Origin of the sequence: Myxococcus qinghaiensis, from assembly GCF_024198215.1 — a bacterium.
Classification (GTDB): domain Bacteria; phylum Myxococcota; class Myxococcia; order Myxococcales; family Myxococcaceae; genus Myxococcus; species Myxococcus qinghaiensis.
Genome location: NZ_JAKCFA010000006.1, coordinates 410,596 through 432,904 on the forward strand (window position 1 = coordinate 410,596; position 22,309 = coordinate 432,904).

The following is a 22,309-nucleotide window of genomic DNA, read 5'->3' on the forward strand; positions in this document are numbered from 1 at the left end:
GTCAGGTCGCACGCGTGGCGGTCACCGCGAGGCACGCACGTGAGTGCTGAGGTCAGTCGCCTCGTTCCAGCGCTGCGCCCATGAGCTTCGCGCGAGCGGCTTCCAGCCGTTTGGCCCGAACCTTCCCCGCGACGCCGAGCAGCTTGCGGTCACGCGCCCAGCGCTCGCGGGTGGGCGCATCGACCTGGGCCCACAGGTGCTCGCTCTCTGCGAGCGTGCGCTGTACCTGGGCCAGCGCGCCGCCGAGCGCCACATGCGTGGCGGCGGAAGCAGGGTCCGCCTGGGCGAGTCCGCGCATCATCACCGCGAGCGAGAGCAGCTCCTCGCGGGTGGAGTCGGGCCAGCCACTCCGTCGACCGAGCTGGAGGAGCCAGCCGAGGAGCGCGAGCTGGACGTGACAGTCCTCCACGGTGCGGAAGGGCTTGAGGTAGCGCGTGTAGCCATCACCCGGGAGGACTTCATCCTGGGACACAGCCACGTCTTCAAGTCGCAGCTCCGCGTGGGGAACCTCTGGCACGAAGGGAAGCTCGGGAAGTTCGGTGACGTGGATGCCCGCGCGCCTGGCGTCCACGGAGACCAGCCGGAGCCGGTTGCGGCCCTGCTCGTCCTGCCCCTCGGAGGCAACGATGAGCAACACCTTCGCGAACGAGCCCAGCGTGACGAAGGTCTTCTCGCCCGTGAGCGTCCAACCCGTGGCTGACTGAGCCAGGCGAGTCTGGATGGCGGCGGGATGTCCACCCATGGCCTCCGTGGCGCAGAGCGCGACGGGCTTGTCGGCGGGGAGCATGGGGAACAGGAAGCGGAGGGCGGCGTGGTACCCGGAGGCGAAAGCAAAGCCGAGCCGGTCCGCGCGGAAGCCTCCCGCGAGCGCGAGGTCCGCGGGTGCCGGGAAGCGGGACACGAACTCCAGATGCCGACGCCACCACGTCTCGACGGAGTCGAGGGTGACGGGCTCGGGGGGCTCGGTGAGCAGGTAGGAGAGGACGTCGTTCACGGACTCACTCTATGCCATCCCTCCATCGAGGACTGTGTCGGGGACATGTCGCCGACATGTCCTGGACGTGTCCAGACACAGTCTGCCGCCACCTCGGCCTCGGACTGGCTCGCAAGCAAGCCTACATATGACCTGGCACATGTCCTGCTCATGACAGCTTCGGCGTGAATGACACGCCATTCTCCAAACCCAGGACGAAACAATGGCTTCCTATCCATGGAACGATGGCCGCCTCTTGACGCTGTCCCCTGGCGACACCGCCACCTGCCAGGGAGGGCTCAATCAGCAGCAGATCTACTGTGTCTTCTTCTACAACAGCGCCCAGAACGACACCGGTGCCATGCTCAACGTGGCCTGGAACAACTCGAATCCCCCCTTGTCGGTGACCGTCCCGGGAACCACGATGAATCTGGGCCTGGCGGCCATGCTCTTCGTCTCCGGCAATGACACCAATACCCTCTCGGTCTCCATGATCCCGAACCAGCCGGGAGCCCAGGTGCAGTGCTTCATCGGCAGCGTCAAGATGCCGATGAATTACTCCGGCGGCATCAACAACACGCCCCTGGAGGCCGACGGACAGCTCCACCCGTTCAATGCCTTCACCCGGTACTACGCCGTCCCGCAGTCCCACTGGTATTCGGCCCAGCTCCAGAGCAACGTCAACCAGTTCGTCTCCGTCCAGTTCACGCAGCAGACGGCGCAAGTCATCATCGTGAACGCGCCCAGCGACCCCTCGCCCACCCTCTACTACGCGGGGACGACGGCGAAGGGGCAGGTCAAGGTCAACTTCACCTACAACCAGACCTACCAGTGGTACCTCCAGGGCAATGGCGAGCAGATGGTGTGGATCAACGCGGACAGCATCCAGAACTCCCTGTCCGCCTCCATCTCCTTGCAGTCCCTGAGTTCGCTGTACCAGCCGCACAAGCCCTAGCCATCGTCACGCGCGCGGCAGGCGTGGCTGGGGATGCGGGAACTCTCCGTCCCCAAGGGAAGCCGGGTAGACTGCCTTTCAGTGTCCCGGCCCCCTCTCTTTCCTCCCCAGCCACACCCGGTCACCGCCGACGTCTCGACGGCCGCTGAACACGCGCAACGAGGCGGGGGGACGCCACCCCGCCTCGCGCCGCTGCTGACAATCGTCGCCCATCCCCAGTTGGCGCGTGTGGGAGAGCGCCTCCTGCTCGATGACCTGCTCACGGGACAGGAGTGGGCCCTGTCGCGCAATGCCCCTGACTTCACGCGCCCCAGCACCGCTTTCGGCGCGCCCCTCGGGGACCCCTTCTTGAGTCGCAAGCCCTTCCTGCGGTTCAACCGCTCGGGGCCCGGGATTCGAGTGAGCGTGGGGCCCGAAGGCAAGTGCTCGTCGAACGGAGTGCCCATCCAGGACTCGATGGAGTTTGCTCCCGAGGCCTTGCTGCGCGGCGTTCCCTTGGAGCTGGCCGGGCGGATGGTGTTGCTCCTGCACCTCACCGAACCAGAGCACCCCGCGCCGCTGTCCTTGCCAGGAATGGTGGGAGAGAGCGCCGGCTTGCGACGGGTGCGCAAGGATATCGAGCGCGTCGCCGACCTGAACCTCTCCGTCCTCATTCGAGGCGAGACGGGCACCGGGAAGGAGCTGGTCGCCCAGGCGCTCCATCAACAGAGCCCGCGCAAGAACCAGCCCTTCGTCAGCGTCAACCTGGGAGCCATCCCCAAGGAGCTCGCGGCCGCTGAGCTCTTCGGAGCCGCCAGGGGTGCCTTCACCGGAGCGCACCAGAGCCGCGAGGGCTACTTTCGCGCCGCCCAGGGAGGCACCCTCTTCCTCGACGAGATTGGCGAGGCCTCCGCCGAAGTGCAGGTCATGCTGCTGCGGGTCCTGGAGTCGGGCGAGCTGTACCCAGTGGGAGCCAGCACCCCGGTCAGCACGGACGTCAGACTCGTGGCCGCCACGGATGCCAACCTCGAGGCCCACATCCAGGAGGGGCTCTTCAAGGCCCCGCTGCTCCACCGCCTCGCGGGATATGAAATCCAGCTTCCGCCCTTGAGGGAGCGCCGCGCGGACATCGGCCCGCTGTTCCTCCACTTCGCTCGCGAGGCCCTGGAGTCCATCGGAGAGGCACACCGCCTCGCCCCCGGCGACCCGTTCGCGGAGCCCTGGTTGCCCTCGGCGCTCGCCGTGCGACTGCTCCTCCACCCCTGGCCCGGCAACATCCGCCAGTTGCGCAACGTCGCCCGACAGCTCGTCATCGGAAGCCGGGGCCAGGCTCGGCTGGAGCTGGGACCCCGGCTCCTCCAGGAGTTCGAATCCCTCCACACGGCAGGCAGCCTGCCGTCGCCGCGCCTCTCACCGGGAGCCGAGCCTCCCACTCGCCGCAAGTCCACCGACGTGAGCGAGTCGGAGCTGCTCGCGGCCCTTCGCGCGCACGACTGGGATGTGAAGCGCGCCGCCGACCACCTGGGCATCCCTCGCTCCTCCATCTACAACCTCATCGAGCGCAGCCCGGACATCCGCCTCGCCGGAGACCTGAGCGTGGCGGAAATCACTCGCTGCTTCCAGGAGTGCCAGGGTGACCTCGACGCCATGGTCCGCCGCCTGGAGGTGTCCCGACGCGCGCTCAGCCGCCGCATCAAGGAACTGGGGCTCGTCTGACTTGACGAAGGCGGCACCCACGCAGGCCCGTGGATTGCACTACAAAGCCATATCTCTCGAAGCGGAGGCATGGATGCGCATGGCAACTCCTGTTCGGCCGTTACTGGAAACCATCGACTATATCAGGGCCACGAAGGGCGGCTGGACACGCAACGGCAATCTGTGTCCCAGCAACGCCATCCATGTCCTGGCTGGAAGCGACGTCCTCCTCCAGTTCTCGGCCGACCCAGACTTGAGCAAGCCCGAGATTCATTTCGAGTACACCCCCCGGGAGACTGGCGTTCCCATCAACATCATCATCCCCATGGGTGTCCCTATTCCAAACATCCTGCCCTTCGGCACCTACGCGCTGGTCTGCCAGACGGCCGACAAAAGCCCGATGTCTGACATCCGTGGCACGCTGAACGTCGGAACGGGCCCTGAGGATTCACGCGGGGACGCTCACGAGGACTCGCCCCTTACCGAGTGAGCGTTGCACGCGGAAGGGCTCGCGGGCCCGACCAGCGCGCGACAAGATTGGGATTGCGGGAGAGCGCCATCTCCAGCTCTGCTTGAGCTTGGGCCTTCAGCTTCCCCGCCTCGTCTTCCTGACGCGGAGCCAGGTCGGTCCGCGCCAGGAGCAGTCCGGCGCGATGGGCATGGGCCTCGGGCCAATCAGGTCGAGCCGCCAGCGCCTCCTCCACTCGCGCGCGGCCGCGCGCCAGGATGGGCTCGGGCTGCCCTCCCAGTTCGACCTGCAGCGCGGCCCAATCCAGACAGAACCGGGCGAACGCCAACCGGAAGTCATGGCGCTCGGGCTCCAACACCAGGGCCTGCTCGAAGGCATGCTCCGCCTCCACGAAATCCTCCGCCCGTCCCTGGCCTCGTCCCGCCTTCCAGCGAGCGCCGACAGCTCGCGCTTCGCCCAGGCCCCGCCACGCCTCGCCTTGTCGGGGGTTTCTCTCCGTCGCCTTCTGGAGCGCGGTCTCGGCTCGCGCCAGGGCGGGGCCCGGGTCCAATCCCCGCTCCAGGGCATGGGCGGCCCTCAACACTTCCACGGCCCCCAGGTTGGACCAGGGCTGCGCATGCTCCGGGGCCTGCGCCGTCGCGCGCTGATAGGCCTCCACCGCAGCCCGGATGCTCGCGCCTGGGTCCTTGCCAAGCTCGCGCAGGTGCCAGGCGCGCACCGCGTGCACCTCTCCCAGGTTGTTGAGCGCGGGAAGCCAGTTGGGAGCCGAGGCGAGCGCCTGCTCGTAGCTGGCTTGAGCCTGCTTCAAGAGCGCGTCGGAGGAATCTCCACGCTCCCAGGCGTCCTCCGCCTGACGGCGAAGCGCCATCCCCACGCCATTGTGGAGCTGCGGAAGCTTGGGATTGATGAGCAAGCCCTCGCGATACGACTCGAGCGCGGAGCTCAGCGCGGGCGCCGGGTCCCCACCGGTGTTCCGACGTCGCGCCGCCATCAGGACCTGGACCTCGCCCGCGTAGAAGAACGTCACCACATGTCTGGGATTGCGACCCCGGGCCTCGGCCAGCGCATCCCAGGCCCGCGAGAGGTCCGCGTCCTGCTCCGCCCCGTGAGCCCCTGTCGCGCGGGTGAAGTACGCGATGCCCAGGTTGATCCACGCCTCGGGCGCGCGCGCGTCGAGCGCGATGGCCTCGCGATAGGACTCGATGGCCTTTCCACGTGCATCCGCGGACGGCAGGCCCGCCTGCTCCTCGTACTCAGCCCACTCCTTGAAGACCAGGCCCCGCTGGTTGTGGAACCCATGGTCCCGGTCGCCCGGCGACACCCCCTCCCACATCCCCAGGGCCTCGCGAAATCGCGCCCGGGGGTCTTCTCCGCGCTCTCGCGCCGACTGCCCCCACTGAAACAGGAGGTTGCCCAGCTCCCGGCGCGCCTCGGGCCGATTCGGCGTGAGCGCCATCGCCTGGCGAACCACGGTGGAGGCCTTCTGGAGCAGCGGCTCCACGTCCACGCCATGACGCCCCCGGTCCTCCGCCTGGCGGCGATGGAAGCGGGCCTCCAGGACGTGCGCCTCGTAGTCATCGGGCGCGGTGGCCAGGGCCCTCGAGACGGCCGCCAGCCCTCGTTCGTAGGCGGGCCGCACGTCTCCCTGCCCATAGAGCTCCATCAGCAGCACGGCATATTCGAGCTCGCCGAGCGCCCGGTGCAGCGCAGGCAGACTCTCCGCGATGGCGATGGCCGTGGAGTAGGCCGTGCGGGCGGCCTCGAAGTCGGCCAGCGCCTCCTCGCGCGCGCCGGAGTTCCCCCGCCGCGTCGCCCGCGCCACCAGGATGTCGCCCCGCAGCATCGGCGCCTCATGGAACCAGGGCTGCTGGGTGCCCAGGGCATCGAGCCTGCCGAGCGCCTCGTCCAGCCGCCCTTCATAGAAGGCCAGCAGCGCGCTGCCATACTCGGGGGCGGGCACCTCCGCGCCCTGACTCTGGCGCAGGTACGCGAGCGCCGGCTCCCGGTAGTCGCGCTCGAGGTCGCTCAGTCGGGCGCGGCGCTGCTCGGGCGAGCGCAGGCGCTCCGCCTCCAGGAGTTGCGCCCGGTAGAGCTGTCCCATGACCAGCGCCAGCGCATGGGCCACCCGCGGCTCCCTGAACCCCTGGGCCCACGCGGACTCCAGATAGCGCCGAGCCTCTCCGACGTCGCCCAGCGCGAGCGCGCCACGTCCCAGCGCATAGTGGCCCGCGCCCAGCGCGCTTGGACCGCCATGCTCGATTTCCGCCGCGAGCACGTCCATCCGCTCACGCAGGCGCCGCCGGTCCTCGCGCGTGTCGTGCAGCCGGGCCAGGGCGGAATATCGGGCCAGGGATTCGATGCGCTCCACCTGCTCAGTGAAGCGACGCGCCAGCCGCTCTCGCTCATCGGCTTCCTGGAGGGCCTGGCGCGCCCGCGCGGCGGCCTCGCGGCGAGCCAGGGCCGCCCAGCCCAGGGCGCCTGCCACGACCAGGACCATGGCGGAGACCAGGGACACCCGACGCCAGTGTTTGCGCAAGCGCTTGCGCAGCAGGTAGCCGGGGCCGTGACGCGCGCGCACGGGTTCGCCGGAGAGGTAGCGCTCCAGGTCCTCGGCCAGCGCGCGGGCGGAGTCGTAGCGAGCGGAGCGGTCCTTCTCCAGACACTTGAGGGTGATGGCTTCCAGGTCCTCGGGGACGGTGGGGTCCAGCAGGCGTGGCGGACGCGGCTCGACGTCGCGGAGCTGATGCAACACCTCCAGTGCCGTGTGTCCCGCCAGCGGCGGCTGCCCGGTGAGGATGAAATAGAGGCTGGCTCCCAGGCTGTAGACATCCGCGCGGCGGTCCAGCTGGGCGTGCTCGCCCCGGGCCTGTTCTGGAGCCATGTAGTGGGGCGTGCCCAGCAGGGTCCCCTCCACCGTGGCGCTCGCCGACCAGTCCCGGGCCAGGCCAAAGTCCATGACGTAGGTCTTCAGCGCCCCGTCGCCGTCGCGCTCCACCATGATGTTGGAGGGCTTCAAGTCCCGGTGGATGAGGCCCACGCGGTGGGCTTCGTGCACCCCGAGCGCGGCGTCCCGGAGCACCATCACCTTCTGTTCGAGCGGCAGCGTGCGTCCGAGCCCGCTGAGCGGCTGTCCATCGATGTACCGCATGGCGATGAAGACCCGCTGCTGGACTTCACCGACCTCGTACACCTCGCAGATGCGCTCGTGGTTCACCCGCGCCTGGGCCCGGGCCTCCGCGATGAAGCGACGCGTGAGCCAGGGGGACTCGTCACGGACGAACTTGAGCGCCACCTGGCGCCGCAAGCGGGGGTCCCAGGCCAGGAACACGCGCCCCATTCCACCCTGTCCGAGCAGCCGCAGCGGCTGGTAGCGCTCCCAGCCCGGCAGGGGAAACGACTCCGCGCCAGGCCCCGCCAGGTGGGGTTCATCGGCCGGCGGCCGGGCGGGTGGCACGGTGACGGTCTCTTCCGACACCGGGGCGACAGGGGGTGGACCCGGCTGAGGCGACAGTCCCTTGCGAAGCTCCTCCAGCGTCTCTGGAGAGAGTCGTCCAAGCTCCTGGAGAAGCTGTGGCATCCCCTTTCCAGAGCGGAGTGCCTCTTCGCGGAGTGCCTCCACCTCTTCCCGGGTGAGCAGGCCTTCGGCCAGGGCACACCAGAGCAACTGCTCATCACCATCCTGAATGGTCATGGGCCCTCGCGGATGGGAAGCGTCAATGACAACCGCCATCGGTCTAACATGCCCTGGCGGATGAAGGCAGGGGCGGGGACCCGCTCCACACGCGGGCGCCCATGCGCTCCACGATCCTTCGCATTGCTCGGGGACAGAGGCCAGACGGACTCACCTGGCCTCGAATGTCACCCTTGGAGCGCGCGTGGCACCGCGTGAACCCCCATCACCCCGCCAGACGCTTGCGCCCGCCCGTGGACTTCTTGCCCTTCACGGGCTTCGTCGCGCGCTTCGTCCCCTTCACGGGATTCTTCGCGGAGCGAGACTTGGACGCGGACTTCTTCTTCGCCCCGGCCTTCTTCGTGGCCTTCTTCCGGGCGGGGGCCTTCTTCTCCGGCGCCAGGATGGTGCCCCGACACGTAGCGGCGCCACAGCGGCACACATAGAGGGACTCGGAGTCCGGCCCCATCTCCTCGGTGCGCTCGTAGGCGTAGTCGTAGACCAGCTCCTCCCCCACCTCGAGCGCGCGCAGGGCGAAGATGTAGATGCCCCCCTTGTCGATGAGCGCCTCGCAGTTGGGCGCGCACGAGTGGTTGATGTAGCGCGCCTCGTTGTGGAGGGTGCCCGCGTCGAGCACCGTCTTGGGGTCCAGGTTGAACAGGAAGGTGTGGTGCCGACCCATGGCCTCGTCGTCGTAGCGACGATCCGCCTCTGCCTGCGTGATGCGCTCACCGACGTACTCGATGATGCGCTCACCCTTGCGGATGCGACGGGTGGCGAAGGCGCCCGTGCCCTGGATGGACGACGGACGCAGCTCGAAGGGAATGGGCTTGGAGGAAGGAGTGAAAGTGGAGGATGTCATGCGGGTATGAGTGGCCCGGAGTTCACGTCGGCCAGGACGCTCCATCAACGGCGGTGTAGCGTGCACCAGACGGACTCTCGATGAAAGGCGTTCGATGATGCGGTGGTGGCTGGTACTCGGTGCGGTGAACGCTTTCCTGTCCGTGGCCGCGGGAGCCTTCGGCGCTCATGCGCTCAAGGCCCGGCTCCCACCGGACCTCCTCGTCATCTTCGAGACCGGCGCGCGCTACCACATGTACCACGCGCTCGGACTGCTGGCGGTGGGACTGCTGGCCCTGCTGCGCCCCTCCTCCCTCCTCAACGGCGCGGGCTGGGCGATGCTCGTGGGCATCGTCCTGTTCTCCGGCAGCCTCTACGCGCTCGCACTCTCCGGCGTGCGCGTCCTGGGCGCCGTGACGCCCCTGGGCGGCCTGGGCTTCCTCGCCGGTTGGACTCTCTTCGCCATCGCCGCCTGGCGCGCCACGCCCTAGTCACAGGACTGGTGTCACTCCCGAACCAGCGGAGGCATCGGGTACACCAGGTCCAACTCCCGGTTGTTGCGGATGCCGCAGGCCTCGCGCTGCACCATCAGGTACCAGCGCTGAAGCTCCGCCTCCTTGCGCAGCACCCGGTAGCGCTCCAGGCGCACCACCCGCGCGGGGCCTCGGGCCATCAACAGCTCCCGCTCCGCGCCCTCCAGCGCGGCCAGGGCCTTCTCCAGCTTCTCGCCGGTGCGCCTGAGCGCGGAAGCCCTCTCCTTCTGGAGCTCGGCCTCCACCGGCAACAACGCATTGACGCTCTGTTCTCGGGCCATGCCCTTGGGTTTAACCACCCCCCACGGGCGCTCGCAGCGCGAGGGATGAGCCTGGCTGAAGCTCCCTCTCAGTCCGGCTTGCCCTCCAGGGCAGTGAGCGGCGAAGTGGCTGCCATCCTGCCCCCGCGCCATCATCCCCTCCCCCACACCCACGCCCAGGCACCGCCATGCGCGCCCTCCTCCTCGCCCTCGTCGTCACCACGGCCTCGGCCCAGCAGACGGGAGCTTCGGCTCCTGCGCCAAAGTCGTACCTGCTGCGCCCCACGAGCGTCTTCGACGGCGTCACCCCCAAGCCCCATGCGGGCTGGGTCGTCCTCGTCACCGGAGAGCGCATCATCGCCGCCGGGCCCGAAGCCCAGGTGAAGCCACCCGAGGGCGCGGAGGTCATCGACCTGGCGGGCACCACGCTGTTGCCCGGCCTCATCGAGGGCCACTCGCACCTGTTCCTCCACCCGTACAACGAAGCGACCTGGAACGACCAGGTGCTGAAGGAGTCCCTGTCCCTGCGCGTGGCCCGCGCCACCCAGCATGCGCGCGAGACGCTGCTCGCGGGCTTCACCACCGCGCGCGACTTGGGCACCGAGGGCGCGGGCGACGCCGACGTCGGCCTCAAGCAGGCGATTCAGCAGGGCATCATCCCCGGGCCCCGACTGCTCGTGGCGACGCGGGCGCTGGTGGCCAGCGGCACCTACGGCCCCAAGGGCTTCGCCCCCGAGTGGCACGTCCCCCAGGGCGCCGAGGAGGCCGACGGTGTGGATGACCTGGTGCGCGCGGTGCGCGGACAGATGGGCCGGGGCGCCGACTGGGTGAAGGTCTACGGCGACTATCGCTGGGGCCCCTCGGGCGAGGCCCGCCCCACCTACTCACTGGAGGAGATGAAGCGAATCGTGGAGACGGCGAGCGACGGTGGCCGCCCCGTCTCCGTCCACGCCAGCACGCCCGAGGGCATGCGCCGCGCGGTCCTCGCCGGCGCCCAGAGCATCGAACACGGCGATGGAGGAACGCCCGAGGTCTTCCGCCTCATGGCGCAGCGCGGAGTCTTCCTCTGCCCCACGCTGGCGGCGGGCGACGCGCTGTTTCGCTACCACGGCTGGAAGAAGGGCGTGGACCCGGAGCCCGCCTCCATTCAGGAGAAGCGCACCAGCTTCCGCGCGGCGCTCGCTGCGGGCGTGCCCATGTGCGTGGGCGGAGACTCGGGCGTCTTCACCCACGGGGAGAACGGGCGCGAGCTGGAGCTGATGGTGGAGTACGGCATGACGCCCGTGCAGGTGCTCCAGGCGGCCACGTCCGGCAACGCGAAGATGCTGCGCCGCGAGGACCGGCTCGGGCGGGTGAAGGCGGGGCTCTTCGCGGACCTCGTCGCCGTGGAGGGAGACCCCACGCGGGACATCTCCGCGGTGCGCAAGGTCCGCTGGGTGATGAAGAACGGAACGCCCTACCGGCGCTGACTCGCCAGGCCGATTCCCGCGGGCTCCCCACAGGCCGCCTCCACCGACGCGGGCAGGAAGTCCCGCTCCGACGACGCCGTGGGCGCCACGTCATCCGAGGCCACCCGCCGCCACGCATCCCGCAGCAGCAGGTAGCCCGCGACGAACAGCATCCCGTTGCGCGCCAGGAGCAGCAGCGTCTGGGGAATGCCCAGCCCGTACTTGTACGAGGGGCCCACGAAGACGCCTCGCGACAGGACGGCGGCGACGAGGATGAGCACGGGCACCGTGCGCGAGCCGGACAGGAGCGCCAGCGCCGCCGCGCCCATCACCCACGTCAGGAACTGCGGGCTGAGCACCGGGTTGAGGATGATGAAGGCCACCAGCGGCCCCAGCGCCAGCCGCGCCAGGTCCTCCACCCGCTCCGGGGCGCGGCGACGCACGGACCACACACCCACGGCGGCCATGCCCAGCGAGCCCACCACCCACAGCCACCGGCTCACCGCCCTCACGCCCTCGGCGGCGGCGCCGTGCAGTTCGTACGCCGCGGGCGCGTGAATCCACACCACGCCCTGGGCAAGGCCCAGGTGATGCGCGGCCCACAGCAACGAGGCCCCGAACGACTCCACCTGGAGCCCCCGGTCCACGTGGAATGACGCGAAGCCCCACCAGGGCCACACGGCGCTCAGCGGCAGCAGCGGCGCCACGCCCAGCGTCAGGCCCACCACCAGCTTGCCCAGCGTGCCGCGCTTCCAGGCCACGGCCAGGGCCAGCGGCACCAGCACCACCGGGTAGAGCTTCGTCACCACGCCCACCGAGAGCGCCAGCCCCGCCACCGTCTCGCGACGACGCGCCAGCGCGAAGAGGGCCGCCATCGTCAGCGCCGCGGGGATGAGGTCATAGCGCTTGAGGTAGTAGAGCGCCGCCATCCACGACGTCACCGAGTACGCCAGACACGGCACCACCGAGCGCCACGTCCTGCCCCACTTGCGCGCGCCCTCGGTCAGCAGCACCCACTTGATGAACCCATCCATCACCGCGAGCTGGAGCCCGAAGAGCGGGATGAACTCCCACTGCGTGGAGCGCACCCACGCCGCGGGGATGAACCACAGGAGCGCGTAGGGCGGGTACTCGAAGCGGAAGTCCTGGTTGGGCGTAAGGCCACCGAGGAAGGCGCGCGCCGTCTTGAAGTAGAGGTCCAGGTCGCCGATGCGAGGCGAGAACGCGTACACCACGAGCGGCGTCACGCCGACGAGGAACGCGACCCAGTGCCAGGGCCCGAGACGGGCGGAAGCGGAAGTCGAGGGAAGAGGGGGTGTGGAGGCGGACACGCGAGCGCACTCTGTCCAATCCCGGCTGCTCTTGTCGCGGGGAAAGAGAGACACGGCGCCCCCTCCCCTGCTCAGGCACCACCCGAGGAGGCGAAGTCTACCCGGGTCGGCGTTACAGCGTGCGGGCCAGCGGCACGGCCACCACCCGCGTGAAGAGCCGCTCGACGTCCGCCCGAGCGCACAGGTCCGTGCCCTGGGAGAGCAGGGCCGCCGTGCCGGAGGCGATGCCCCAGCGCAGGGCGTCCTCGTACGACTGGCCCCGGGAGAGCGCCAGCGTCAGCCCCGCCACGAAGCTGTCACCCGCGCCCACCGAGCTGTGCGTCTCGACAGGGGGAGGCGAGGCGCGAAGCTGCGTGTCCCGAGTCGTCAGGAGCGCGCCGTCGGCGCCCATGGACACGGCCAGGACTTCCGCGCGCCCTCGCGCCACCAGCTCCCGCGCCGCCTCGGCCTGGCTGTCCAGGTCCTCCGCCTTCATGCCCGTCAGCTCACGCAGCTCGCGGCGGTTGGGCTTGGCCAGGAACACGCCCTCCTCCAGCGCCACGGAGAGCGGCGTCCCGCTGGTGTCCACGACGGCGCGCACGCCCAGCCCCTTCGCCAGGCGCGCGACGCGCGCATAGAAGTCCTCGGGCACGCCCTGGGGCAGGCTCCCGCTGGCCACGATGAACGCGGCGCCCGTCGCCACCTCGCCCACCGCCGTCAGACAGCGCTGCCACTCGCGCTCGGAGAGCACGGGCCCGGGGAGGATGAAGCGGTACTCGCGGGCGCTGGTGCCCTCGGCCACGGTGAAGCTCTCGCGCGTGGAGCCCTCCACGGGGATGGAGCGGCGCAACAGCCCCTTCTCCTCCAGCAGCTCCTCCAACATCAGCCCCGTGGCGCCGCCCCGCGTGTAGACGGCGATGGACTCACCGCCCAGCTCGCGCACCACGCGCGCCACGTTGATGCCGCCGCCACCCGGGTCCCTGCGCACCGAGCCACAGCGCAGCTTGTGCTCCGGGGTGACCTCCGGCACCGACGTCGCGACGTCGATGGCGGGGTTGAGCGTCAGCGTCACGATGTGCGCCATGTGCCAGGTCTCCAGCGGTGGGGAGTGGACGTCCGTCTCGGAACGAGAAAGCGCGCAGCGTGCCCCACCCGGAACGTCCCCGCCAGCCCGGGCGTTGCCATCCCCGCGCGGCTGAGGCGAGATGCGCCCATGCCCTCGCCACGAGGCCCCACGCGGGAACAGCTCGACGCGGCCATTGGCCGCACCATGCCGGACATCCTCTCGCGCGGCCTGCGCGTACTCTTCTGCGGCATCAACCCCAGCCTCTACTCCGTGGTGATGGGCCACCACTTCGCGCGCCCGGGCAACCGCTTCTGGCCCACGCTGCACCTGTCGGGCTTCACGCCCCGGCAGCTGCGTCCCTCGGAGCAGGCCGAGCTGCGCGAGCGCGGCCTGGGCATCACCAACGTCGTCGACCGCGCCACGGCGACCGCGGACCTGCTCGACAAGGCGGAGCTGCTCACGGGCGCTGTCTCGCTGGAGGCCAAGGTGCGCCGCTACCGCCCCCGCTTCCTCGCGGTGCTGGGCATGGGCGCGTACCGCACCGCCTTCGCGCGGCCCAAGGCACAGCTCGGGCTCCAACCGGAGACGATGGGCACCACTCGGCTGTGGGTGCTGCCCAATCCCAGCGGGCTCAATGCCCACTATCAGCTCCAGGATTTGGCCCGCCTCTACGCGCAGCTGCGTCAGGCGGCCGACGAGGGCTGAGGCCCGCGTCAGTCGATGAGCTTCGCCTCGCGCGCGAAGCGGGTGACGACGGGCTGCACCTTCGGGAACGCGGCGGCGTTGCAGGCCAGCAGGCCGCGCAGGTTCTGGAGCTCGGAGCCGTCATAGCGGTACGGCGTGCCGCCCAGGTCCGTGAGGATGCCCCCGGCCGAGCGCAGCACGGCCTCCGGCGCGCAGTTGTCCCAGCGGTAGCTCTTGTCGCTGACGTGCAGGTAGAGGTCCGCCTTGGACTCCGCGAGCAGGCCGCACTTGACGCCCACCGAGCCGGACTCCTGCTCCCGGGTGATGCCCAGCCGCGCCACCACCTGGTTCGTCAGCTTGGAGCGATGCGAGCGCGACACCACCAGTCGCAGCGACGCGGGCTCCGCCTCGTCCGACACGCGCAGGGCGCGGCGCGTGCCCGCCGACTCCACGAAGCCCCCCTGCCCCACCACGCCCGAGTAGAGCGTGTCGCCCACCGGCCGGTACACCACGCCCAGCACGGCCTCGGTGCCGATGGCCAGGCCGATGTGGATGGCGAACTCGCCGTTGCGGTTGACGAACTCCTGGGTGCCGTCGAGCGGGTCCACGAACCAGCAGCGCTCGAAGCGGCCGGCGACGGCGCTGTTGTCGGACTCCTCGGCCACCACGCCGTCACCAGGGAAGGCGCGGCGCAGCGCATCCACGATGAGGGCGTTGGCTCGGGTATCCGCCTCCGTGACGGGCCCCTGGCCGCCCGCCTTGTCCTCGACGGAGAAGGCGGTGGCGTAGACCTGCAGCAAGAGGGCGCCTGCTTCGCGGGCGATGCGGCGGGCGGTGTCGAGCTCGGTGTCGAGGGATGGCATGGGCGGACAGTCTGCCCTCGAATGGGGCCTGGGTGGGAAGTCGAACGTCGGGCAAGGCTGGGGCGAACCGCCCCACGCGGGGCGAAGTGCCCCACGGGGTTCGGCGTGCTCGCGAGGGAAGTTGGTGGCGCGGCTTCTGCACTGCACGAAGCGAACCGTGAGTGCTCGGGGAGCGGGCCCGCACCCAGGCCCCCGAGACACCGTGAGGACAGGCCGAGATGATGAAAGTGTTGCTGACAGGGTTGATGCTGCTGTGTGGAGCGATGCTCGCCTTCGGAGGCGGGCGCATGTTGTACCGGGCCCATGCGAGCGAGCGCTGGCCCACCACCGAGGGCACCGTGGTGGCGTCGGGCGTGGAGACGCTGCGCAGCCGGCGCACCACCCGCTTCCATCCCGAGGTGCGCTACGAGTACGCGGTGGGCGGCCACACCTACTCGGCGGACACCATTTCGTTCGGGGGCAATGACACGGGTGCGCTGCCGGATGCCCAGCGCCTGACGCACCGGTATGCCTCCGGCACGAAGCTGCCCGTGCACTACGAGCCGGACGACCCGGCGGTGGCGTGCGTGGAGTGCGGCGGCGCGGGCATGTCCAGCTACGTGGTGATGCTGGGAGGCCTGGCCGTCGCCGGAATCGCTGGCGCGGGCATGGTGGACATGGTGCGCGCGGACGTGCGCGAGAAGCGCCGCCTCAAGGGACAGCGGCTCGCGCGGTAGCCTCAGCGGCGTCGCAGGGTGAAGACGGGGCCATTCTGCGCGACGACACTGTAGCCCCCCAGGTCGCCGTCCACGTCCTGACCAATCACGAGCGGATCCGGGAACGTGGCTTCGTCGAAGTAGACGAGGAGCTTCTCGCGAGTGTCGACGAGCTCCAGGGGCCCCAGGGGAGCTGTCGCGAAGACTTGTGCCACCGGGTCTGGGGCCAGCTCCTCTATCGTCTTGGTCAGGCTGACCGCCCACTCGTCCCGGTAGGACTGGATGCGCGCCTTGAGGTTCTGGAGGACGATGGAGCCCCGGGCGGGATTGGCGTTCATCCGGTGCTGGATGCGGGCCTGGCTCCAGTGTGCCTCGAGGAGGAACAGCCGCTTCTTCGCCTGGCGGACATTCTCCGGCGTGCCGTTTTCGACCTTCGACAGGGCGATATCCGTGCAGAACTGCGCATGAGACATGGACCGCATCGCCTCCAGACAATGGCCGAGCGAATACTTGCCCGCGTAGCTCTGATACACGCGGACCTCAGGTCGAACTTCTCGACGACCTCCTCGAGGTCGCTCGTGGTGGAGCTCGCATAGGTGGCGAAGGGCTCGCACACGAACATCTCGATGCGCGTCCCCCCGGCACGCCGCCGCGTCTGCGCGGCACGCGAAACAGCTTCGTGCACGCTCGCAGCAGGGCCACTCGCGCACGAGAGTGAACAGGACAAAGCGGGAGCAAGGACACAGAGCAAGGAAGACGACGCTGGACGACGTCCATTCACGTCCAGCACTCCACACACCTCGGAGTGGAACACCGTGCGGACCCGAGGCCCTTGTGTGAGGCTCCCGGCCCCCTCGAAGGAGACCCCGCATGCCCGTCACCCTCCGCCCAGCCCAGCCCTCGGACGAGCCCGCCCTGGGCCGCATGGGCGCGGCGCTCGCCCGGCTCCACCATGAGTTCGACCCCCAGCGCTTCATGCTCCCGGACGACGTGGAGTCCGGCTACCGCTGGTGGCTGGGGCGCGAGGCGCGCAAGGCGGACGCCGTCGTCCTCGTCGCGGAGCTGGACGGTGAAGTCGTCGGCTACGCGTACGGCCGCGTGGAGGACGTGGACTGGAACGCCCTGTTGGACCGCTCCGGCGGCTTCCATGACCTCTGGGTGGACGAGAAGGCCCGCCGCGCGGGTGTGGGCCCCCTGCTCGCCGAGGAGCTGATGCGCCGGCTGACCGCCCTGGGCGTGCCGCGCGTCGTCCTCCACACCGCCGCGAAGAACGAGCCCGCTCAGCGGATGTTCGCGCGCCTCGGATGGCGCCCCACCATGGTGGAGATGACCCGCGAGGCGACCTCCACGCCCGACGCCCCCAAGAAACCCTGACGCCTCCGCTCAGATGTCGATGATGCCCCGCCGCACGGCCACCACCACCGCGTGCGTGCGGTCCTTCGCGGAGAGCTTCGTCAACACGTTCTTCATGTGCGTCTTGACGGTCTCCTCGGAGATGCCCATCTGCACCGCGACCTCCTTGTTCGCGTTGCCTGCGGCGACCCGGCTCAAGACATCCCGCTCGCGCGCCGTCAGCTCGTCGTCCGCCATGTGCTCGGCCATCTCCGACGCGATGTCCGCGGAGATGCGGCGGCGTCCGGCATGCACGCTGCGGATGGTCTCCACCAAATCCTTGCGCAGCATGCTCTTGAGCAGGTAACCGGACGCGCCCGCCTTGATGGCCCGCAGCGCCTGCACGTCTCCCTTGTAGGTCGTCAGCACGATGATGCGCGCCGCCGGGAACTCCGCGCGAATCGCGCTGATGGCGTCAATGCCATTCATCCGCGGCATCTGCACATCCATCAAGGTGATGTCGGGCTGGTGGGTCCGGAAGGCCTGGAGCGCCTGTTCGCCATTCTCCGCCTCGGCGACCAGCTTCATGTCCGGCTGACCCGCAATCATCCCGCTGAGCCCTTCACGCAGCAGCGGATGGTCATCGGCCACCAGGATTCGGATGTTCGACTCCATCGCATTCATGGCGTGAAGAATACCACTTCGCGCGGCCCTCACCTCGCGCCAACCCATACCCAGGCTCCCAGCGGATTCGCCGCACGGTGACCGAAAGCTCCCCCGAACGAGGGATGAACTGACGGTGCTTCCGGGTGTTTCATCCTGAGCGCTCAATTCCCACCCCCGAGGAGCCCTCATGCCCAACGCCAGCCCCACCCCCGGAAAGAACCTGCTCACTCCGGACAACCACGCGCTCATCCTCGTGGACCATCAGTCGCAGATGGCCTTCGCGACGAAGTCCATCGACCTCTCGCTGCTGCGCAACAACACGTCGCTCATCTCCAAGGCGGCGGCTGGCTTTCGCGTCCCCACCCTCCTGACCACCGTCGCGGAGAAGAGCTTCTCCGGCCCCCTGTTTCCCGAAATCAAGGAGGTCTTCCCCGAGGCCAAGGTCCTGGACCGCACCACGATGAACGCGTGGGAGGACTCGCAAGTGACGGACCAGGTCAACCGCTTCGACAAGGAGCGGCTGGTGTTCGCCGGCCTGTGGACGGGCGTGTGCATCGTCGGTCCGGTGCTGTCGGCCATCGACCAGGGCTTCAAGGTCTACGTCATCACCGACGCCAGCGGAGACATCTCCGAGGAGGCCCACGAGCGCGCGGTGCAGCGCATGATTCAGGCAGGCGCCATGCCCATGACGAGCCTCCAGTACCTGCTGGAGCTGCAGCGGGACTGGGCGCGCGGCGCCACCTACGCGATGACCACGGGCATCGCCGTCAGCAACGGCGGCGGCTACGGCCTGGGCGTCCAGTACGCCAAGTCCATGTTCAACGCCTCCGAGGGCGGCGGGCACTGACGCCGCAAGCGCCTCGTCGTACCCCGGCGATGGACGCGCGCCCACGGTCACCCGGGCCGCGTCCGTCGTCGTGTCGTTGTCCGCGTCCCTCTTCCGCGCACGAGCATCTCCATGGCCGACCTGATTGTCCGCAACGCCCGCATCACCACCCTGGACAGGGACCATCCCCAGGCCCAGGCCCTGGCCGTCTCCGGGGGCACCGTGGAGGCCGTGGGAGACGAGGCCTCCATCCTGGCGCTCGCCACGCCCGGCACGCGGGTCATCGACGCGGGCGGGCGGCGGCTGATTCCCGGCCTCAATGACAGCCACATCCACCTGATTCGCGGCGGGCTGAACTACAACCTGGAGCTGCGCTGGGACGGTGTGCGCTCGCTTTCGGACGCGATGGCGCTGTTGCGCCAGCAGGTGGCCCGCACGCCCGCGCCGCAGTGGGTGCGCGTGGTGGGTGGCTTCAGCGAGCACCAGTTCGTCGAGAAGCGCCTGCCCACGCTGGAGGAGCTCAACGAGGCCGCGCCGGAGACGCCCGTCTTCATCCTCCACCTGTATGACAGGGCGCTGCTCAACCGCGCCGCCCTGCGCGCGGTGGGCTACGGCAAGGAGACGCCGGACCCGCCTGGCGGACGAATCGAACGCGACGCGCGCGGCAACCCCACGGGCCTGCTGCTGGCCAGCCCCAACGCGCTCATCCTCTACGCGACGCTCGCCATGGGGCCCCGGCTGCCTCCGGAGTACCAGCTCAACTCCACGCGCCACTTCATGCGCGAGCTGAACCGGCTGGGCGTCACCTCCGTCATCGACGCGGGCGGCGGCTTCCAGAACTACCCGGAGGACTACGACATCATCCAGAAGCTGCACGCCGACGGCGAGCTGACGGTGCGCATCGCCTACAACCTCTTCACCCAGAAGAAGGGCGCGGAGGTGGCGGACTTCGAGCGCTGGACGGGCATGCTCACCCCGCGCCAGGGCGACGACATGATGCGCCACAACGGCGCGGGCGAGATGCTCGTGTTCTCCGCCGCGGACTTCGAGGACTTCCGCATGCCCCGGCCGGAGCTGCCCGCGGGCATGGAGGGAGAGCTGGAGGCGGTGGTGCGCCTCCTGGCCCAGAAGCGCTGGCCGTTCCGCATCCACGCCACGTATGACGAGAGCATCAGCCGGGTGCTGGACGTCTACGAGAAGGTGAACCGGGACGTGCCGCTGGACGGCCTGCACTGGCTCATCGACCACGCGGAGACCATCTCCGAGCGCAACATCGAGCGCGTGCGAGCGCTCAGCGGCGGCATCGCCGTGCAGCACCGCATGGCCTTCCAAGGCGAGTACTTCGCGGAGCGATACGGCACTGACGCCGTCCGCCGCACGCCCCCGGTGCGAAAGATGCTGGAGCTGGGCGTGCCCGTGGGCGCCGGCACGGATGCCACGCGCGTGGCCAGCTACAACCCGTGGGTGGCGCTTTACTGGATGGTCACCGGACGCACGCTGGGCGGGCTGGCCATGTATGGCGAGGACAACCTCCTGGAGCGTGAAGAAGCGCTGCGCCTGTGGACACACGGCAGCGCGTGGTTCTCCCACGAGCAGGAGCGCAAGGGACTCCTGAAGCCCGGCTACCTCGCGGACTTCACCGTGCTGTCGTCGGACTTCTTCCAGGTGCCGGAGGCGTCCATCCTCGACATCACCAGCGTCCTCACCGTGGTGGGTGGCAAGGTGGTGCACGGCGCTGGAGACTTCGGCCCGCTCGCGCCCCAGCTCCCCCGGCCGATGCCGGACTGGTCTCCGGTGAACCGGTTCGGCGGCTACCAGGGCGGCACCGTCGCCCAGGCCCGGGCCGCCTTCCAGGGGGCCTCGCATGCCCATGGAGACTCCTGCGCCATGCATGGCCATGGCAGGACTCACGCTTCACGCCACCAGGTCCCCACGAGCGATGACACCGGCTTCTGGGGCGCGCTCGGGTGCCTCTGCCATGCCTTCTGAGTCGAATGTCGTCGCGGCCTCGGCGGCCATCCCCGCGCCGGAGGTCGGTCCCCTGGCCCCGCTGCGCCACGCCACCTTCCGGATGATGTGGCTGGCGGTGCTGGCCAGTCAGGTGGGCACCTGGGTCCATGACGTCGCGGCCGCCTGGTTCATGTCCGAGCGGACCGGCTCGCCGCTGATGGTCGCCGCGGTGCAGTCCGCGACGACGCTGCCCGTCGTGGTGTTCGCGCTCTTCGCGGGCACGCTGGCGGACATCGTCGAGCGGCGGCGCTACCTCATCATCGTGCAGCTCTGGATGCTCGTCATGGCGACGGTGCTGGCCTGGTGCTCGCTCGTCGACCGGATGGATGAGTGGGTCCTGCTGGGGCTGACCTTCGCGCTCGGGACGGGCGCGGCCATGGCCATGCCGGCGCAGGCGGCGACCACCACGGAGCTGGTGCCGCGTCCGCTGCTGGCGCCCGCCGTGGCGCTGAGCTCCATCGGGATGAACATCGCGCGCTCGGTGGGGCCGGCCCTGGGCGGGTTGATTGTCGCGCGCTTCGGCGTCGGCTGGGCCTTGTCGCTGGACGCCGTCTCGTACCTGGGCGTGGTGCTGGCGCTGTGGTTCTGGCGGAGGGAGAAGACAGTCTCGACGCTGCCCTCGGAGCCCTTCGGTATCGCCCTGCGCGCGGGGCTTCGCTACGCGGCGCGCTCCGGGGACTTGCGCTCGGTGTTGCTCAAGTCGGCCTGCTTCTATGTCTTCGCGAGCGCCCTGCCCGCGCAGCTCGCCATCGTCGTGCGCAAGGAGCTGGGCGCGGGGGCGGGCACATATGGCCTGCTGCTGACGTGTATCGGCGCGGGCGCTGTCTCCGGCGCCATCCTGCTTCCCAAGCTGCGGTCGCGACTGGGCGTGGACAGGCTGGTGTTCGGCGCCACGCTGCTCTACGCGCTCACCATGCTCGTGGTGGCCCACGTGCGCCTCATGCCCGTGCTGGGTGTGGCCATGGTGTTCAACGGCCTGGCGTGGATCAGCGTGCTGTCCTCGCTCCAGACGGCCGCGCATGTGTCGGTGCCCACATGGGTCCGCGCCCGCGCGCTGTCGCTGTACATCGTCGTCTTCTCGGCGGGCATGGCCAGCGGCGGCCTCTTGTGGGGCTCCGTGGCCCAGCGCTTCGGAGTTCCCCTCTCATTGACGGTGGCGGCGGTGGCCGCGGTGCTCGCGGGGGCCTTCTCGCTGCGCTTCAAGCTGAGCGCGGCCATGACGCGCAACACGGCGCCCTCCGCGCACTGGCCGGCGCCGGAGCTGACCGAGGCCATCGAGCAGGACCGGGGCCCGGTGCTCATCACCGTGGAGTACCGCATCGCCCCCAAGGACCGCGCGGCGTTCCTGCCCCTCATCCGCCAGCTCGGCGACACCCGGCGACGGGACGGGGCGGTGCAGTGGGACGTCATGGAGGACACGGCGGAGCCCGGGCGCTTCCTGGAGTACTTCGTCGTGGGCTCGTGGATGGAGCACCTGCGTCAGCACGAGCGCGTCACACATGAGGAGAAGGCGCTGCAGGACACGCTGCGCGCGCTCCACCAGGACAGCCATCCGCCGTCCGTTCGTCACTTCGTCGGCGCCGCGCCGATGAGTCCCCGTCTCACCCCCTTGGAGAACGACTCATGAACTGGAAACTGTGTGTGGGCCTGCTCCTGGGCCTGGGTATTGGATTCGGCTGCCGCTGGTTGGGGGTGCCCGCGCCCGCGCCGCCGGTGCTGGTGGGCGCGCTGCTCGTCGTCGCGATGACGAGCGGCTACACGCTGACCGACAAGCTCCTGGCGTCCCGTCCCGCGCGCAACCACGTCAACTGCGGGGGCCCCACCGGCGAGACGCAGGGGACGCGCTCATGATGCTGGCCCTGCTGGGATTCGCCCTCGCGCTCCTCATTGGCGCGGGGTGCAGGCTGCTCGACATTCCCCTGCCCGCGCCGCCGAAGCTCCAGGGCGCGCTGCTGGTGGTGGCCATGACGGTGGGCTTCCTCATGGGGGAGCGGCTCCTGGGCTGAGCCCCGGCGTGCGCGGAAGGGGCCATGAT

General features: G+C 69.7%; 22 protein-coding genes. 13 read left to right on the forward strand and 9 right to left on the reverse strand.

The features are described from left to right. Positions 1-52: 52 nt before the first annotated feature. Positions 53-994, reverse strand: coding sequence for an acyl-CoA dehydrogenase family protein (locus LZ199_RS13765; protein ID WP_253994132.1), 942 nt, complete (start codon positions 992-994; stop codon positions 53-55). 202 nt (positions 995-1,196) lie between these two features. Between LZ199_RS13765 and LZ199_RS13770 the strand changes: the two genes are divergently transcribed. The 3 genes from LZ199_RS13770 (at position 1,197) to LZ199_RS13780 (ending at position 4,092) form a co-directional block, all read left to right on the forward strand. Next, positions 1,197-1,928, forward strand: a complete 732-nt coding sequence (locus tag LZ199_RS13770; protein WP_253994133.1) for a hypothetical protein — start codon at positions 1,197-1,199, stop codon at positions 1,926-1,928. A 33-nt stretch (positions 1,929-1,961) separates the two neighbouring features. Further along, entirely contained in the window at positions 1,962-3,623 is a 1,662-nt protein-coding gene (locus LZ199_RS13775; protein ID WP_253994134.1) for a sigma 54-interacting transcriptional regulator, read from the forward strand. A 73-nt stretch (positions 3,624-3,696) separates the two neighbouring features. Beyond that, complete coding sequence (locus LZ199_RS13780) at positions 3,697-4,092, forward strand: hypothetical protein (RefSeq protein WP_253994135.1); 396 nt, start codon at positions 3,697-3,699, stop codon at positions 4,090-4,092. Here the strand turns inward: LZ199_RS13780 and LZ199_RS13785 are convergent. Together LZ199_RS13785 and LZ199_RS13790 are read right to left on the reverse strand one after the other, a co-directional pair. After that, complete coding sequence (locus LZ199_RS13785; protein ID WP_253994136.1) at positions 4,082-7,762, reverse strand: serine/threonine-protein kinase; 3,681 nt, start codon at positions 7,760-7,762, stop codon at positions 4,082-4,084. The two genes, LZ199_RS13780 and LZ199_RS13785, sit on opposite strands and share 11 nt — an antisense overlap. A gap of 205 nt (positions 7,763-7,967) precedes the next feature. Further along, a complete protein-coding gene (locus LZ199_RS13790; RefSeq protein ID WP_253994137.1) occupies positions 7,968-8,603 on the reverse strand; it encodes an SET domain-containing protein in 636 nt (211 codons plus the stop codon). Positions 8,604-8,697: 94 nt separating this feature from the next. On the opposite strand from LZ199_RS13790, the gene LZ199_RS13795 reads away from it, so the two are divergent. Next, positions 8,698-9,072: a DUF423 domain-containing protein gene (locus LZ199_RS13795; protein WP_253994138.1), complete on the forward strand. Its 375-nt coding sequence runs from the start codon at positions 8,698-8,700 to the stop codon at positions 9,070-9,072. Between the two features lie 14 nt (positions 9,073-9,086). Here the strand turns inward: LZ199_RS13795 and LZ199_RS13800 are convergent, their stop codons facing one another. Continuing rightward, positions 9,087-9,395, reverse strand: a complete 309-nt coding sequence (locus LZ199_RS13800) for a hypothetical protein (RefSeq protein ID WP_253994139.1) — start codon at positions 9,393-9,395, stop codon at positions 9,087-9,089. A gap of 167 nt (positions 9,396-9,562) precedes the next feature. Here LZ199_RS13800 and LZ199_RS13805 point away from each other — a divergent pair, with 167 nt between their 5' ends. Further along, the gene (locus tag LZ199_RS13805) at positions 9,563-10,843 is read left to right on the forward strand and encodes a metal-dependent hydrolase family protein (protein WP_253994140.1); all 1,281 of its coding nucleotides are present in this window, start codon (positions 9,563-9,565) and stop codon (positions 10,841-10,843) included. Here the strand turns inward: LZ199_RS13805 and LZ199_RS13810 are convergent. Both LZ199_RS13810 and LZ199_RS13815 read right to left on the reverse strand, forming a co-directional pair. Beyond that, the gene (locus LZ199_RS13810) at positions 10,831-12,207 is read right to left on the reverse strand and encodes a glycosyltransferase 87 family protein (RefSeq protein WP_253994141.1); all 1,377 of its coding nucleotides are present in this window, start codon (positions 12,205-12,207) and stop codon (positions 10,831-10,833) included. The two genes, LZ199_RS13805 and LZ199_RS13810, sit on opposite strands and share 13 nt — an antisense overlap. 58 nt (positions 12,208-12,265) lie before the next feature. Then, on the reverse strand, positions 12,266-13,216 hold the full coding sequence (locus LZ199_RS13815; RefSeq protein ID WP_253994142.1) for a 1-phosphofructokinase family hexose kinase: 951 nt from the start codon (positions 13,214-13,216) through the stop codon (positions 12,266-12,268). A gap of 129 nt (positions 13,217-13,345) precedes the next feature. Between LZ199_RS13815 and mug the strand changes: the two genes are divergently transcribed. Continuing rightward, positions 13,346-13,903: a G/U mismatch-specific DNA glycosylase gene (mug, locus tag LZ199_RS13820; protein WP_323389612.1), complete on the forward strand. Its 558-nt coding sequence runs from the start codon at positions 13,346-13,348 to the stop codon at positions 13,901-13,903. A gap of 8 nt (positions 13,904-13,911) precedes the next feature. Here mug and LZ199_RS13825 read toward each other — a convergent pair whose 3' ends face one another. Beyond that, positions 13,912-14,745 (reverse strand): 3'(2'),5'-bisphosphate nucleotidase CysQ family protein, encoded by an 834-nt coding sequence (locus LZ199_RS13825; protein WP_253994143.1) that lies wholly within the window; start codon positions 14,743-14,745, stop codon positions 13,912-13,914. Positions 14,746-14,963: 218 nt separating this feature from the next. On the opposite strand from LZ199_RS13825, the gene LZ199_RS13830 reads away from it, so the two are divergent. Then, the gene (locus LZ199_RS13830) at positions 14,964-15,461 is read left to right on the forward strand and encodes a DUF3592 domain-containing protein (protein ID WP_253994144.1); all 498 of its coding nucleotides are present in this window, start codon (positions 14,964-14,966) and stop codon (positions 15,459-15,461) included. 2 nt (positions 15,462-15,463) lie between these two features. Here the strand turns inward: LZ199_RS13830 and LZ199_RS13835 are convergent, their stop codons facing one another. Further along, positions 15,464-15,913 carry a hypothetical protein gene (locus LZ199_RS13835; protein ID WP_253994145.1) on the reverse strand — a complete coding sequence of 150 codons (450 nt, stop codon included), beginning with the start codon at positions 15,911-15,913 and terminating at the stop codon, positions 15,464-15,466. Positions 15,914-16,310: 397 nt separating this feature from the next. Here LZ199_RS13835 and LZ199_RS13840 point away from each other — a divergent pair, with 397 nt between their 5' ends. Continuing rightward, the gene (locus tag LZ199_RS13840; protein WP_253994146.1) at positions 16,311-16,814 is read left to right on the forward strand and encodes a GNAT family N-acetyltransferase; all 504 of its coding nucleotides are present in this window, start codon (positions 16,311-16,313) and stop codon (positions 16,812-16,814) included. 9 nt (positions 16,815-16,823) lie between these two features. Here the strand turns inward: LZ199_RS13840 and LZ199_RS13845 are convergent, their stop codons facing one another. Continuing rightward, positions 16,824-17,456, reverse strand: a complete 633-nt coding sequence (locus LZ199_RS13845; protein WP_253994147.1) for a response regulator — start codon at positions 17,454-17,456, stop codon at positions 16,824-16,826. 169 nt (positions 17,457-17,625) lie between these two features. On the opposite strand from LZ199_RS13845, the gene LZ199_RS13850 reads away from it, so the two are divergent. The 5 genes from LZ199_RS13850 to LZ199_RS13870 all read left to right on the forward strand — a co-directional run bounded on the left by LZ199_RS13850 (position 17,626) and on the right by LZ199_RS13870 (position 22,280). Continuing rightward, positions 17,626-18,285, forward strand: coding sequence for a hydrolase (locus tag LZ199_RS13850; RefSeq protein WP_253994148.1), 660 nt, complete (start codon positions 17,626-17,628; stop codon positions 18,283-18,285). Between the two features lie 111 nt (positions 18,286-18,396). Further along, positions 18,397-20,253 carry an amidohydrolase gene (locus tag LZ199_RS13855; protein ID WP_253994149.1) on the forward strand — a complete coding sequence of 619 codons (1,857 nt, stop codon included), beginning with the start codon at positions 18,397-18,399 and terminating at the stop codon, positions 20,251-20,253. Next, positions 20,243-21,901, forward strand: coding sequence for an MFS transporter (locus LZ199_RS13860; RefSeq protein WP_253994150.1), 1,659 nt, complete (start codon positions 20,243-20,245; stop codon positions 21,899-21,901). Before LZ199_RS13855 ends, LZ199_RS13860 begins: the two co-directional genes overlap by 11 nt. Beyond that, positions 21,898-22,125, forward strand: coding sequence for a DUF1427 family protein (locus LZ199_RS13865; RefSeq protein WP_141648148.1), 228 nt, complete (start codon positions 21,898-21,900; stop codon positions 22,123-22,125). The genes LZ199_RS13860 and LZ199_RS13865 overlap by 4 nt, the downstream gene beginning before the upstream one ends. Beyond that, on the forward strand, positions 22,122-22,280 hold the full coding sequence (locus LZ199_RS13870) for a XapX domain-containing protein (protein WP_253994151.1): 159 nt from the start codon (positions 22,122-22,124) through the stop codon (positions 22,278-22,280). Before LZ199_RS13865 ends, LZ199_RS13870 begins: the two co-directional genes overlap by 4 nt. Positions 22,281-22,309 lie beyond the last annotated feature (29 nt).